Source organism: Paraburkholderia sp. USG1 (assembly GCF_031570135.1).
GTDB classification, from domain to species: domain Bacteria; phylum Pseudomonadota; class Gammaproteobacteria; order Burkholderiales; family Burkholderiaceae; genus Paraburkholderia; species Paraburkholderia dioscoreae.
This window is the reverse complement of the sequence record NZ_JAMWXW010000007.1, coordinates 186445-199225: the sequence shown is the minus strand read 5'-3', so window position 1 is coordinate 199225 and position 12781 is coordinate 186445. Positions and strand designations below refer to the sequence as shown.

Here is a 12781-nt window from a genome sequence, read left to right as displayed (position 1 = left end):
GTGCGCCTAAGGTCCTTCAGCTGGCGAGCAATAGGAATATGTATGTCTCTGAATAAACTTCTGTCACCCGTGACGATTGGTAGCGTTGCGCCGGAGAACCGCGTGGTTATGGCGCCTCTTACGCGCAACCGGGCCGCACAACCCGGCGACGTGCCAGGGGCGATGAATGTTCGGTACTACGAGCAACGTGCCGGCGCGGGCCTTATCGTGACCGAGGGCACTCAGATTTCGAGGCAAGGGCAGGGTTATTTTGCAACCGCGGACATTTACACCGATGAGCAGGAAGCGGGGTGGGCAGAGGTAGTCAAGACTGTCCACGCAAAGGGCGGCAAGATGTCTCTGCAGCTCTGGCACGTCGGCAGAGTATCGCATCGCCTCGTGCAGGAGAATATGCAGGTCCCTGTTGCTCCTTCGGCGATTCGCGCAGAGAACACAGCGGTGTTTGTGAAACATGGAGATGGTTCGTTCGGAATGGTCCCGGCCGATGAACCGCGCGCTCTCGACGCGGCCGAGCTGCCTGTCATTCTGCGACAGTATGTGGAGGCGGCGAAGCGAGCGAGGCGTGCGGGATTCGATATGGTCGAGGTACACGCCGCAAATGGATATCTATTGCATCAGTTCCTTGCGACCGGGACGAACCTACGGACGGACGCATACGGCGGCAGTGTAGAAAAGCGTGCCCGGTTCGTCGTTGAGGTCGTCGAAGCGGTAGCGGGCGTTTTTGGCGCTGACAGGGTGGGCGTACGGGTGTCACCCAACGTTGTCGCATTTGGGATGAGCGATTCCGAGGCGCAGGCCTCCACGCTCCACCTTGCCACGCACTTGGAGCGATTGGGCATCGCCTACATCCACATCGCCGAGCCGGACTGGGTGGGCGGTGAGGCGCTTTCGGATGATTTTCGCGCCGAGTTAAGGGCGATATACGGCGGTAAGATTATCGTCGCGGGCAACTACACGCCTGAGACGGCGGAGGAGCGACTCGAGAAAGGGCAGGCTGACGCGATTGCATTTGGGCGGCCCTTTCTCGCCAATCCGGACCTCGTCGAGCGGTTTCGCCCGGGTGGCCCACTGAACACTCCCGACGCAGCTACGTTCTTCGGTGGCGGCGAAGCGGGATATACGGATTACCCGACGCTCGATAGCGCACTCGTCTCCCCTGAATAAGGCGCGCCACTGAGCCAAGCCGGCCACCCTCCCGGGAAACTGCTCGGGGGAGGGTGGCCGCAGCCGCTCCCTCAGCTCCCAACCTTGAATGCGGATACCGCTCCCGCGAGCGTCTGTGCCTGGCTCTCCAGGGACTGGGCGGCAGCCGCCGCCTGCTCGACAAGTGCTGCGTTCTGCTGCGTCACCTCGTCCATCTGCGAAATGGCCTTGCTGACCTGCTCGATACCGGCGGTCTGCTCCCCCGATGCAGCCGCGATTTCGGCCATCAGGTCGGTCACCTGCTGTACCGACTGAACAACATCCGTCATCGTTTTGCCGGTGCGGTCGACCTGAGCACTACCGACTGCAATGCGAGAGGTCGAATCTTCAATCAGTTGCTTGATTTCTTTGGCGGCCGTGGCACTGCGCTGGGCGAGGCTGCGGACCTCGCCGGCGACGACTGCGAAACCCCGTCCGTCCTCACCGGCGCGCGCGGCCTCCACGGCAGCATTCAGAGCAAGGATATTAGTCTGGAAAGCAATGCCTTCAATGACGCTGATGATGTCTTTAATTTCCTCGGAACTCCGCGCGATGCTCTGCATGGTGTCGATGACCTGCTGGACAGCAATGCCGCCATCGCGCGCGGTTCCGGAAGCCATAGTGGCCAGCCGGCTTGCCTGCTGGGCGCTCTCGGTGTTCTGTCGCACAGTGGCAGTCAACTGCTCCATGCTCGAAGCGGTTTCCTCGAGCGCCGCTGCCTGCTCTTCAGTGCGCGCCGAAAGGTCGGTGTTGCCCGCGGAGAGCTCGCGGACCCCGGTGACCATCGAGTCGGAGCCGCCGCGTACGTTTTGAACGATGGCGGTGAGGTTCACCTGCATCAATTGCAGTGCTTCAGCCAGTGTGCCAATCTCGCTGCGGGATGGAGGGGGAAGTTGCGTCACGAGATTGCCGCGAGCCACTTCGCCTACGGCAAGGACTGCTTCGCGCAATGGCCGAACGAGCACACGGTTGAGTGCCCAGTATGACAAGGCAATCAGGATGACTGCGCAGGCAACGACAACGCCGGTAATGGCGAACATCCGGACCGTGTTTCGGTCGCGCTCCTGCTCGAGAACCTTTGATGCGGTTGCCTGAACCTTGAAGAATTCGTCGGATGCCTTACCGAACGCGACACTGGTCGCCGTCATGGGCCCCTCGTTCACACTGGCATAGAGCTGCATGTCGCCAGCCTTCACAATTTCAAAGAGCTTGTCGAATACCGCAGCATGGGCTCGAAACGTCTTCTCGACAACGGCCGCCGCGGCGCGCTCCTCCTCGCTGCCCTTGGTAACGCCGACGAACGCATCAAACGACTTATGAGCGGTCGCGTAAAAGCCTGTTGCGGCTGAGATAGCTCCCTGTCTGGCTGATACGTTTTCGCTCTGGGCGATGTAGGCCCGCGCGAGTGCACTACGTGCCTTCAGGTTGTTCAGGTAAGTGTCCTTGAGGTCGATGGTGGCTATATCAAGCGTGCGAATAGATTGTGAGACGGCGATGGTTCGTTCGAGCGCCTTCATCGCAACCAGACCGGTCGCCAGTACCAGAAGCCCAAAGAGGACGAGTAGTGTCACGAGCCCACGGCGTAGCGGAATATCTCTGAGGTTCATGCTGAAGTCTTTGGCGTAAAGCGCGTAATTGAAACCCTTTTTATCGGCTGCCCTTACGAATACTTTACGCATGCATTTTAGACATTTCGCGCTTGATACCGCAGTTGTTTTCCTGGTTCGAATAATTGGATTCGACTATCAGTTTGCGGTGAAAAGAGGCGTGAAAATCGCGTCCAGTGAAGGGTCGCCTCAAGGCGAAGTTCCGCGGCTTTGTTCAAATCTGGCGACATGATTATTCGCTCATGGTGCGTTTTCGAAGTCGGCAATAGTACGTAGGATGGGCATCAGTCGAACTTTGCCGTTCCTGTCATTTCAGGAGCAGCGCGCACAGGAAAAGGAGTTTTCATGCAACAAGCGGAAAGGGCCATCAAGCTGCCCGACGCCACCCATCGCATCAGCCTGGCAATGACCGGGGTCCACGTGCTTGTGAAAAGCGGAGGACGAATCGTCGCGAATACACGGCGCGCAGTGACGTTCACCGAAGCGAAATACCCGCCTGTTCAATACATTCCACGCGACGATGTGGACATGACGCTGCTGGAACCCACGGAGCACAAGAGCTATTGCCCATATAAAGGCGAAGCGACGTACTTCACCATAAAAGGTATTGGTGAGCGCGGGATAAACGCCGTATGGTCGTATGTGGGGACCTACCCGGCTGTGGCGCAGATTGATGGGTGTCTCGCGTTCTACCCGGACCGAGTGGATTCTATTCAGATTCTTGAGGACTGATAGCTCCTCGAAAAAAATGGCACCTGAGACTTCCAGGTGCCATTTGTGCTTTAGCGCTAGCTGACAACTGCCGGACAGACACCCGGTGAATCAGTTCGGCGTAGGAGCCAGGATGTGGCCCTCAGTTTCCGATTCGCGCACCTTGGCGAATGCTGCCCGGACTTCTGCCGCGAAGATTTCCGGTTGTTCAAACGCGGCAAAGTGGCCGCCCTTGGACGTGCGGTTCCAGTAGAACATGTTGCTGAACGTACGCTCGGCCCATTCCTTCGGCGGAGTATAGATTTCGCCCGGGAACACGCTGACAGCGACCGGAATGTCGACCGGCACCGCGGCGAAGGTCAGACCCGGATGCTCGGCGTACATACGTGCCGAAGAGGCGCCGCTGTTCGTCAGCCAGTACAACGTGATGTTGTCGAGCATCTGGTCGTAGGAGAACACGTCTTCCGGGATGCCCTTGCTATCGCTCCACGCGCCGAGCTTCTCGTAAATCCATGCAGCGAGGCCGACGGGCGAATCGGCCAGCGAATAGCCAATGGTTTGGGGTCGAGTCGTCTGGAGGTGGTGATAGTACGAGCCGTCATTCGCGAACCGCAGGCATTGGTCGATTGCAATCTGCTCTTCCGCTGTCGGTACTTCCGGGAACTGGGCCGGGGCAACGAATGGCAAGTTGACGTGAATAGCGCGTAGCCCCTCAAGCTTGATGCGGCCCATCTCGGTGGTGATGACACTGCCCCAATCGCCGCCTTGTGCAACGTATTCGTTGTAGCCCAGGCCTTTCATGATGGTGTCCCAGGCGCGGCCGATGCGATTGCGCTCCCATCCCTTTGCCGTCGGCTTGTCGCTAAAGCCGTAACCGGGAATCGACGGCAGCACGACGTGGAATGCGTCTTCAGCTTTGCCGCCGTGCGCGGTCGGGTCGACGAGCAGGTCAATGACGTCGAGGAATTCGATGATGGAACCCGGCCAGCCGTGAGTCAGGACAACCGGCAGCGCATTTTCGTGCTTCGAGCGGATGTGCAGAAAGTGGATGCCAATGCCGTCGACTTCGGTCTTGAACTGGGGATAGCTGTTGATGCGAGCTTCGACGCGGCGCCAGTCGTACTGGGTGCGCCAGTATTCGACGAGCTTCTGAACCGGGTCCAGCTGCGCGCCTTGGGAATGGTCGTCCACGGTCTCGCGCTCAGGAAAACGGGTGGCGTCCAGACGTTTCTTCAGGTCATCGAGTTCGGCCTGCGGGATGTCAATGTGAAACGGGGTGATGTTCATCTTTGTACCTGCCTGGTGAGAGTCGTGAAAGTGACGTCATCGTAGGCAATCGGATGATTTTGAAAAAGCCGTCTCGTGGAGACGCAGTGTCGCTTCGTGGGCGACAGTTCGGGGAAACGATTGTCGCTTCAGGGGAGACGCTCTAACCACCGCTGCGGTGTTTATCTTCGCAGCGGTGTTCTGCAGAATGACGCCGTTTGACGGGCTCATTGCGTATGAGTGCGTCGCTCCGCTTCGCAACCCATCATCTCAAAGGTCCGCCGATGAATACCTCAATGTCGCAGGGACAAGACAGTAACAAGCTGCTAATTCTTGCAGCCGTCTGTCTGTCCGCGCTAGTTTTGCCACTTGCCTTTTCAGGAGGCGCTGTCGCTACGCCAGCAATCGGACGGGACCTGGGCGGCAGCCCCGCCATGCTGACCTGGGTGACTAATGCGTTCATGCTGAGCTTCGGCAGTCTGCTGATGGCTGCCGGCGCACTGGCTGACCAGTTCGGCCGCAAGCGCCTGTTTGTTCTCGGGCTGGGCGGTTTCATCATCACTTCGTTCGCCATGAGCTTCGCGCCGTCGGTGCTATGGCTCGATATTTTGCGTGGCGTACAGGGTATCGCGGCTGCGGCGTCGCTCTCTAGCGGCGGCGCATCGCTTGCCCAGGAGTTCGACGGGCATGCCCGTACGCGGGCATTCAGCATGCTTGGCACGAGCTTCGGCATCGGTCTTGCCTTTGGCCCGCTGATGGCCGGTGTCCTCATCGAACACTTCGGCTGGCGCTCGATTTTTCAGGTCATCGCCGCCATCGGCGTCGTCGCATTCATCTTCGGCGTGCCGCGTATGCGCGAGACGCGCGACCCGGGCGCAACGGGTCTCGACTATCCGGGTACCGTGACCTTCACGGCAACCCTTGCTCTTTTTACGTTCGGTGTGATTCAGGCGCCGGAAAGTGGTTGGGGTAGTCCGCTCGTCGTCACGCTTCTCGCGGCGTCCGCTTTCTTTCTCGCTGCGTTCATTCTCGTTGAAACGCGCGTCAAGCGTCCGATGCTCGAACTGAGCCTGTTTAGGTACCCGCGCTTTGTCGGCGTGCAGATTCTGCCGGTCGGCACTTGCTATTGCTACATCGTGCTTATCGTGATGCTGCCGCTGCGCTTTATCGGCGCCGAAGGTCTGAGCGAAATCGATGCCGGCATGCTGATGATTGCGCTCTCCGCACCCATGCTCGTCGTGCCGATGCTGGTCGCTTCATTCACGCGCTGGATGTCTGCTGGCGTGCTCTCGGGTATCGGTTTCCTGATTGCTGCCGCCGGTCTCTACTGGTTGAGCCTTGTCGACTTTAGCGGACCGAAGGCTGAGCTCATCATGCCGATGCTGGTGATTGGCATTGGTGCAGGCATGCCGTGGGGTTTGATGGACGGCCTGTCGGTCAGCGTGGTGCCGAAAGAGCGCGCAGGGATGGCTTCGGGCATCTTCAGCACAACCCGCGTTGCAGGTGAAGGTATCGCTCTCGCAATCGCGACTGCAGTTCTTGGGGCGCTGGCGCATACCAGTCTTTCCCGTGTCATTCCTGACAATGGTGGCGACATCTCCGCTCGGGTTGCCGAGGCCGCCCAGCGAGTGACCGCCGGTGACATGGTGCATGCCGCGTCGACCCTGCCGGAAGTAACCCGGCATGCATTGTCGACGAGCTATGCGGATGCTTTCACAAGCCTGCTGCACGTGCTGATTGTTATTACACTGCTGTCGGCATTGGCCACCTTCGCTTTCCTGAGCAAGACGCCTGCACAGGATGACGAACCAGGCGCGCAGTCCGACGAGAAGAATGACGTCAAAGAGGCGGTGAGCGCATAAGGTTTGAGTTGCTGCGCTGCAGGGGGCTGCCCGGATGCGGTAGCCCCGTGGCATATCAGTTGAGGCTAATCAGGGTGAACTGGTCTGGACAGGCGAAGTGATGGCTGACAGGGACGCAACGAGTTTCTTTATCTCGAAACTGCAAAGAAGTTATCGGGAAGTGCGCGGCCGCAGCATTGAGTTGGCACGTCCGCTGACAGCGGAGGACCAATGCATCCAGTCCATGCCGGACGCAAGTCCAACAAAATGGCATCTGGCGCACACTACCTGGTTCTTCGAGACGGTTGTGCTCATGAAGCATGTCGCAGGATACGTGCCGTTCAATGAGAAGTACCAGTACCTTTTCAACTCGTATTATGAGGCGCTTGGTCCGCGTCACGCGCGGCCGATGCGAGGTCTGTTGTCCCGGCCGTCGGTAGAGGACGTGCATCGCTATCGCCACCACGTGGACGAGGCAATGCTTCGGTTGATAGCCACGGCGGACGTTGGGACGCTCTCGCAACTCGAGCCCATTATCGTGTTGGGATTAAATCACGAGCAGCAGCACCAGGAGCTTCTTCTTACCGACATCCTGCACGCATTCTCGTGCAATCCAATGCGGCCCGCTTACGCGAGCGTGCCCGCGGTACACGCAGACGAAGATATTCCAGGGGAAATTCGGCCTGTCCAGTGGCTTCGTCAAGCTGGCGGCGTACTTGACATCGGTTTCGGCGGCCAGGCCTTCGCGTTCGACAACGAGAGTCCACGGCACAAGGTATTGCTGCGCCCGTACGAAATAGCAGACCACCTCGTGAGCAATGGCGAATTCGCCGACTTTGTAGCCGACGGAGGGTATGAGCGCCCCGAGTTCTGGCTGTCGGACGGCTGGGCGATGGTCCAGCGCGAAGGGTTGAAGGCGCCTGCTTACTGGATTGCAACAGCGGAGCCGGCGGGCGCGCCTTGCTGTCTCCGTGTGTGGGAAGAGTTTGGTTTGCAGGGGCGGCACCCGCTAGTGTCAACTGCAGCGGTTTGCCACATCAGTTTCTACGAAGCCGCTGCGTACGCAGAGTGGTCGGGCGCGCGGCTACCGACCGAATTCGAGTGGGAAGCAGCGTTTCATGCCCCGGGTATCCAGCACATGACCGGTCATGTCTGGCAATGGACCCGGTCCTCCTATGACCCATATCCCGGGTTTCGGCCGTTGCCTGGGGTTGCGGCTGAATACAACGGCAAATTCATGGTTGGGCAGCAGGTTCTCCGCGGCGGCAGCATTGCCACGCCGAAGGGGCATACGCGACCAACTTACCGCAACTTCTTCCCGCCGGCGACGCGCTGGCAATTCTCGGGGGTGCGTCTTGTCAGGGACATCTGAAATTAAAGCGCTGCAGGAAGGTGAGCGTGAGCTGCTTCTGGCTATCCGGGAAAGCGATTTTGGCCGGAACCTACTCGCGGGACTGTCGAGGTCGCCCCGCAGTATTGCGCCGAAGTTTTTTTACGACGCCACCGGCTCAGCCCTCTTCGACCGGATTTGCGAACTGCCGGAATACTATCCGACCCGGACTGAGCTCGACATCCTGCATTCGAACGCATCGCAAATTGCCGAGCAGATGGGTGCCCATGCGAACATTATCGAGTTCGGTGCGGGCTCGCTTGAGAAAATCCGTGTGCTGCTCGATGCCTTCCCGCCGGATAGGGCCCCGGACCGCTTTATCCCTGTGGACATCTCCGCAGAACATCTGGAGGATTCCGCCCAGAGCTTGCGTAGCGCATACCCGTGTCTCGAGGTTCTGCCCATTGCAGGCGACTATATGAAGCCCGAACAGCTCGTAGATATCGAGGAGATGGGTGGGCGCAAGGTAGGTTTTTTCTCGGGCTCGACCATCGGAAATTTCACGCCGAACGAGACCACGGCTTTCCTGCGCCGAGCTCAGAAGATGCTGGCGGGCGGGGGGTTGCTGGTTGGCGTTGACCTTGTGAAGGATGCACAGACCTTGCATCAGGCCTACAACGATAGTGAAGGCGTAACGGCAGCGTTCAACCTCAATCTGCTTGTGCGGGCGAATGCGGAGCTACAAGCAGATTTTGACCCGGACGGCTTCATGCATCAAGCGTTCTATAACGAACCTATGCAGCGCGTCGAGATGCATCTGGTGAGCCTGCGCCGACAGACCGTCCGCGTTGCGGGCTACAACTTCCGCTTCGAGGAAGGCGACACCATCCACACCGAGAACTCTCACAAGTTCACGGTGGAGGGTTTCAGGGAGATTGCGGCCGCCGCCGGATTCAGGCCCGGTCCGGTCTGGACGGACGATGCGGGTCTGTTTAGCATTCACTGGCTGGAGAGCCCGAGCGCCACGCCTGTGCCGCGGTGACTGCACAGCGGCTACTCGCAGGCTGCAGGCGCCTGATACAGTCTGATTTTCCCACCTTGCGTAACGGGGCTAAGAGATGAGCGAGCGGGTAGATGCACCCATAAACGAGATAGCGGTGTTTGTGGCGGTTGCCCAAACCGGCAGCTTCACACGCGCAGCCGAAGAAATCGGTAGCAGCAAGTCCAATGTGGGTAAGGCGGTCCAGCGCCTTGAGGCCCGACTCGGCTCGCAGCTCTTTCAGCGCACGACCCGCGCGGTCCGGCTGACCGAGGACGGCGAGACGTATCTCCTTGCTGCGCAGGAGGCTCTCGATGGTCTTCGAGAAGCGGAGCAGCAGCTCGCCTCGAGGCGCGCTGAGCCCGCTGGGCGGGTCAAGATTGACCTGCCAGCAGGCTTTGGACGACTGTTGCTGCCGAGCTTCATCCAGCTTCGGGAAAAGTATCCCAAGCTCACGGTGGAGATGGCCCTGACTGACCGGATGTCTGACCCGGTCGGGGAGGGCTGGGACGTTGTTGTTCGCATTGGCGCGTTGCCGGACGACAGCGAATTTACCGTGCGCAAGCTCTGCGACCTGAAGCTAGGGCTGTACGCATCGCCTGAGTATCTCGCGCGCCGGGGTGGAGTAAAGATGCTTGCGGAGCTGACAGACCACGACGCTATAGTTTTCCGTGGCCCGACCGGTCGACTACGGCCGTGGACTGCGCGAGAAAACGATACCGTGAGGGAAATCGTGCCGCACCCTGTGCTCGTACTTGCGGATGGGCAGGCGCTTGTCGAGGCGGCGGTGGCGGGTTTTGGCATTGCGCAGATTCACGACCGCGTGGCGCTGCCTCACGTACGAGCAGGACGGCTTGTACACCTGCTGCCCGAGGCAGATGTCAACGGGCCACCCGTGCATGCCATCATCTCTCTTGGGCAGAAGATGGCCGCCAAGACCCGAGCGGTGGTTAATCACCTTGCCGAGACTCTGCAGAAAGAATAACAAACAGGCGTGCGTTGGATGCCCGGCTGTGATGCCGGGCAGGCCCGACCTGGTTCGTGGTAGCCCTGGCGGTTTGAAGGATGCGTCCGTGCAGCTGATTTCATCAGTGCCCGCGCGGCAGACTCGCGTGACGCGAGGCCCGCAGCTGCACGCGGCAAATCTGTGACGCATTCCAGTCGAAGTGGTGCGACCGGATGCGACTTCCCGAATTCCTGACGCCGACTCCTGATACTCCCTCGCTTTCAGTTGCTCCAGTGAAGTGGAGCAACAATGGAGCAGCATTGTTCCGCGCTGTTAATCCTATTAACACTACAGATTACGCCGTGGAAAAATTATATTTTCGCCGATTCAGAGCAATCTATATCCGCGGCTTTACCTTGCACGGCGGCTAATTCCGACTGTCGCTTCTCAGGCTACACACTAACCACTCCGACGAGCTTTATCTGAAGTCTGAAAGGTCTCAGAATTGCAAGCATCGGTCGAGTTGCAAAAAAGGCGCGAAGTTAGACAGCGTGCCCGCTGGACGACAGGCGCCATCAATGAAGCTTTTCTACTGGCATGCGGTTGCTTTGCGCAGATGACGCTATCAGGTGTTGCAGCGCGCACAAGAGAGAACGCAAGGGTAGCGGCTTGTTTCAGGAGCAGACAATGCGTTTTCTCGAGAACCAGAGGGACCCGTGGGGCCACCTGCTTGGCGAGCTCAGGGTTTTTTCAAAGGGCGGACAACAGGATACAACCCGCCGGTTTTCCGCAACGCAAGTCGTACTTGGCGCGCGGACGATTTATACGCCGTCGCCAGAACTTGTTGTGAACATTGTTGAGCGCACGGGGCCGACGTCGGCGACCGTAACCTGGAATGAGCCGAGCTGCAGGTATGGTTACCAGACCTGGCGAGCCGCAATATCACGCCTGTCCGGTGTCTGCGTCATCAGCGGCAAAGTTATTCGACGGGGCGACCTGGTATTCAAGCCGCAGGTAAGACCGATTCCTCTGAACGCGCACGCAATGATTCTTCAATCGGTCGTCGACAGACTTGCGCCACTTCTTGAAGAAGACGAGTCCGAGTAAGTTGGTATAAAGCGTAAATCGGGCAATCCGGTGATTGTTCGGTAACGACAAGAAATCAATTCGGAAAACCAATCTTTATCTGAAGCGACAGTCTGGCTAATCTTGATTTGCCTGGCGGCGGGATGCCTCCAGCAGCCAAATGAAGGGGTCTTGCCATGACCAATGCTTTCACTCATCAAACTGGAGATTCAAATGGGTTCACGACTTCTGCGCGTTTCGCTCGCGCTGATTCTGGCCGGCGCCGCGAGCGCCGCTCTCGCGGAGGGCGGCGGAGGCATTGGTCGCGCAGGCACTTACCCGCCGCAATTCGGACCGAATACACCGTCACACAAAGACCTGCTCGAGCTACGGAAGGAAAAGCGCGAGCAGGCTAGCCGTGCGGTGGTAGCTGATGCTACGTCGGATGTGGGTGGCACGGCCGACATAGTCTCGCAAGCAGGTGTAGCAACGGCTGCGCCGTCGATTCACAGCCATCACTAAACAGCGTGACGTTGTGCGCGCGGGAGCATCTGCGCGACGAAACCTCACCTCCCATTTTTCGAACGTTTTTGGTCCTGCGATAGCTGGAGCGCATTTTCGACATGGCGGAGGTAACTGTAGTCCGTCACGGAGACAAAATGGCTATCGCAGCAATCGTAGTGAGCTTTCTGGTAAGCCTCGTAGGTGGTCCGAGTCTGCTGGACCACCTGTCTAAGACGCAGGTCGAGCACCTGCAGCAATCAGAAGAAGTGCAGCACTCGCAACTGCCGCCGGAACAGCAGGGGCCGCTAGCGCCTGCGCAAGATGTCGCGCCGACGTCGGTATCGGTCGCGAAAGAGAGCAGTAACTCCTGAACCTTGTACCTTGATTTGGCGGCGGTGACCCGGGGAAGAAGCACTGTCCACCTGTTCGCTGCTGGTCGTCGGCGATAGACGACCGAGAATTATTGAAGGAAGCAGCAAAGATGAAGAAGTTGTGGAACACGCGTGTCGCAGGTGTCCTTATGGGCGTCGCCGCGGTAACGGGGCTGACTGCTTGCGCAACGGGGCCCGACCGGAAGGCGTCGGACCCGCTTGAGCCCATGAACAGGGCGGTCTTCTCATTCAATGAGAGCCTTGACCAGCATGTCGCCAAGCCTGTGGCGACCGGTTATACGAAAGTGATACCACAGCCCTTGCGCAATGCCGTCAGCAATTTCTTTTCGAACCTCGGTGACATTGGCAATTTCGCTAATAACCTGCTGCAATTTAAGGTCACCGCAGCAACCGAAGACCTGATGCGCTTCACGTTTAACTCAACGTTCGGTCTTGGCGGCCTGCTCGACTGGGCGTCGGCTGCGGGTCTGCCGAAGCATCATGAGGATTTCGGGCTTACGCTTGGGCATTATGGCGTACCCGCGGGCCCTTATCTTGTACTGCCACTGTTTGGACCGAGCTCCGCGCGCGACGCAAGCGGCTGGGTTGTTGCGAGTGCGCTCACTCCTACGGCCTATCTTCCGGTTGAGGCGGGTGCACCTCTCTTTGGGCTGAACGTCGTAAGTGCGCGCGCCGATATGCTGGGTGCGACTGACCTTCTTGAACAGGCGGCTCTCGATAAGTACAGCTTTGTGCGTGACGGATACATGCAGCGACGTGCATACCTGTTGAACGACGGTAACGCTCTGCCTTCATACGAAGAGCCCGCCGAGAGCACCGGCGATTTAGCAGCTCAGGCGCAGCCCGATGGCGGAGCCATGCCTGCTTCGAAGTAGAGATGAGGGGTTGGACTTATGGA

12 protein-coding genes are annotated in these 12781 nt (G+C 58.9%); 10 read left to right on the top strand and 2 right to left on the bottom strand.

What is annotated here, in order from left to right:
• The first annotated feature begins 42 nt into the window (after positions 1 to 42).
• Entirely contained in the window at positions 43 to 1164 is a 1122-nt protein-coding gene (locus NE850_RS12085; protein ID WP_165185254.1) for an alkene reductase, read from the top strand.
• A gap of 71 nt (positions 1165 to 1235) precedes the next feature.
• Here the strand turns inward: NE850_RS12085 and NE850_RS12080 are convergent, their stop codons facing one another.
• The gene (locus NE850_RS12080) at positions 1236 to 2861 is read right to left on the bottom strand and encodes a methyl-accepting chemotaxis protein (protein ID WP_232064117.1); all 1626 of its coding nucleotides are present in this window, start codon (positions 2859 to 2861) and stop codon (positions 1236 to 1238) included.
• Positions 2862 to 3134: 273 nt separating this feature from the next.
• Here NE850_RS12080 and NE850_RS12075 point away from each other — a divergent pair, with 273 nt between their 5' ends.
• Positions 3135 to 3521 (top strand): DUF427 domain-containing protein, encoded by a 387-nt coding sequence (locus NE850_RS12075; protein WP_165185257.1) that lies wholly within the window; start codon positions 3135 to 3137, stop codon positions 3519 to 3521.
• A 90-nt stretch (positions 3522 to 3611) separates the two neighbouring features.
• Here the strand turns inward: NE850_RS12075 and NE850_RS12070 are convergent, their stop codons facing one another.
• Positions 3612 to 4787, bottom strand: a complete 1176-nt coding sequence (locus NE850_RS12070) for an epoxide hydrolase family protein (RefSeq protein WP_165185261.1) — start codon at positions 4785 to 4787, stop codon at positions 3612 to 3614.
• A gap of 263 nt (positions 4788 to 5050) precedes the next feature.
• On the opposite strand from NE850_RS12070, the gene NE850_RS12065 reads away from it, so the two are divergent.
• From NE850_RS12065 to NE850_RS12030, 8 genes are all read left to right on the top strand, one after another.
• Entirely contained in the window at positions 5051 to 6628 is a 1578-nt protein-coding gene (locus tag NE850_RS12065) for an MFS transporter (RefSeq protein WP_165185264.1), read from the top strand.
• A gap of 100 nt (positions 6629 to 6728) precedes the next feature.
• A complete protein-coding gene (gene egtB / locus NE850_RS12060) occupies positions 6729 to 7979 on the top strand; it encodes an ergothioneine biosynthesis protein EgtB (protein WP_165185267.1) in 1251 nt (416 codons plus the stop codon).
• Entirely contained in the window at positions 7963 to 8979 is a 1017-nt protein-coding gene (gene egtD / locus NE850_RS12055) for an L-histidine N(alpha)-methyltransferase (RefSeq protein ID WP_405044828.1), read from the top strand. The genes egtB and egtD overlap by 17 nt, the downstream gene beginning before the upstream one ends.
• Positions 8980 to 9055: 76 nt before the next feature.
• Positions 9056 to 9961, top strand: coding sequence for a LysR family transcriptional regulator (locus NE850_RS12050; protein WP_165185270.1), 906 nt, complete (start codon positions 9056 to 9058; stop codon positions 9959 to 9961).
• Between the two features lie 648 nt (positions 9962 to 10609).
• Positions 10610 to 11029 (top strand): DUF3331 domain-containing protein, encoded by a 420-nt coding sequence (locus NE850_RS12045; RefSeq protein WP_165185272.1) that lies wholly within the window; start codon positions 10610 to 10612, stop codon positions 11027 to 11029.
• Between the two features lie 192 nt (positions 11030 to 11221).
• A complete protein-coding gene (locus tag NE850_RS12040) occupies positions 11222 to 11509 on the top strand; it encodes a hypothetical protein (protein ID WP_165185275.1) in 288 nt (95 codons plus the stop codon).
• Between the two features lie 137 nt (positions 11510 to 11646).
• Positions 11647 to 11862, top strand: coding sequence for a hypothetical protein (locus tag NE850_RS12035; RefSeq protein ID WP_165185278.1), 216 nt, complete (start codon positions 11647 to 11649; stop codon positions 11860 to 11862).
• 92 nt (positions 11863 to 11954) lie between these two features.
• Positions 11955 to 12758, top strand: coding sequence for a VacJ family lipoprotein (locus NE850_RS12030; RefSeq protein ID WP_405044827.1), 804 nt, complete (start codon positions 11955 to 11957; stop codon positions 12756 to 12758).
• Positions 12759 to 12781: the final 23 nt, after the last annotated feature.

Excerpts from the sequence above, each read along its gene's own strand:
- NE850_RS12085 (WP_165185254.1), top strand. The coding sequence starts at position 43 with ATGTCTCTGAATAAACTTCTGTCACCCGTGACGATTGGTAGCGTTGCG.
- NE850_RS12080 (WP_232064117.1), bottom strand. The coding sequence starts at position 2,861 with ATGCGTAAAGTATTCGTAAGGGCAGCCGATAAAAAGGGTTTCAATTAC.
- NE850_RS12075 (WP_165185257.1), top strand. The coding sequence starts at position 3,135 with ATGCAACAAGCGGAAAGGGCCATCAAGCTGCCCGACGCCACCCATCGC.
- NE850_RS12070 (WP_165185261.1), bottom strand. The coding sequence starts at position 4,787 with ATGAACATCACCCCGTTTCACATTGACATCCCGCAGGCCGAACTCGAT.
- NE850_RS12065 (WP_165185264.1), top strand. The coding sequence starts at position 5,051 with ATGAATACCTCAATGTCGCAGGGACAAGACAGTAACAAGCTGCTAATT.
- egtB (WP_165185267.1), top strand. The coding sequence starts at position 6,729 with ATGGCTGACAGGGACGCAACGAGTTTCTTTATCTCGAAACTGCAAAGA.
- NE850_RS12050 (WP_165185270.1), top strand. The coding sequence starts at position 9,056 with ATGAGCGAGCGGGTAGATGCACCCATAAACGAGATAGCGGTGTTTGTG.
- NE850_RS12045 (WP_165185272.1), top strand. The coding sequence starts at position 10,610 with ATGCGTTTTCTCGAGAACCAGAGGGACCCGTGGGGCCACCTGCTTGGC.
- NE850_RS12040 (WP_165185275.1), top strand. The coding sequence starts at position 11,222 with ATGGGTTCACGACTTCTGCGCGTTTCGCTCGCGCTGATTCTGGCCGGC.
- NE850_RS12035 (WP_165185278.1), top strand. The coding sequence starts at position 11,647 with ATGGCTATCGCAGCAATCGTAGTGAGCTTTCTGGTAAGCCTCGTAGGT.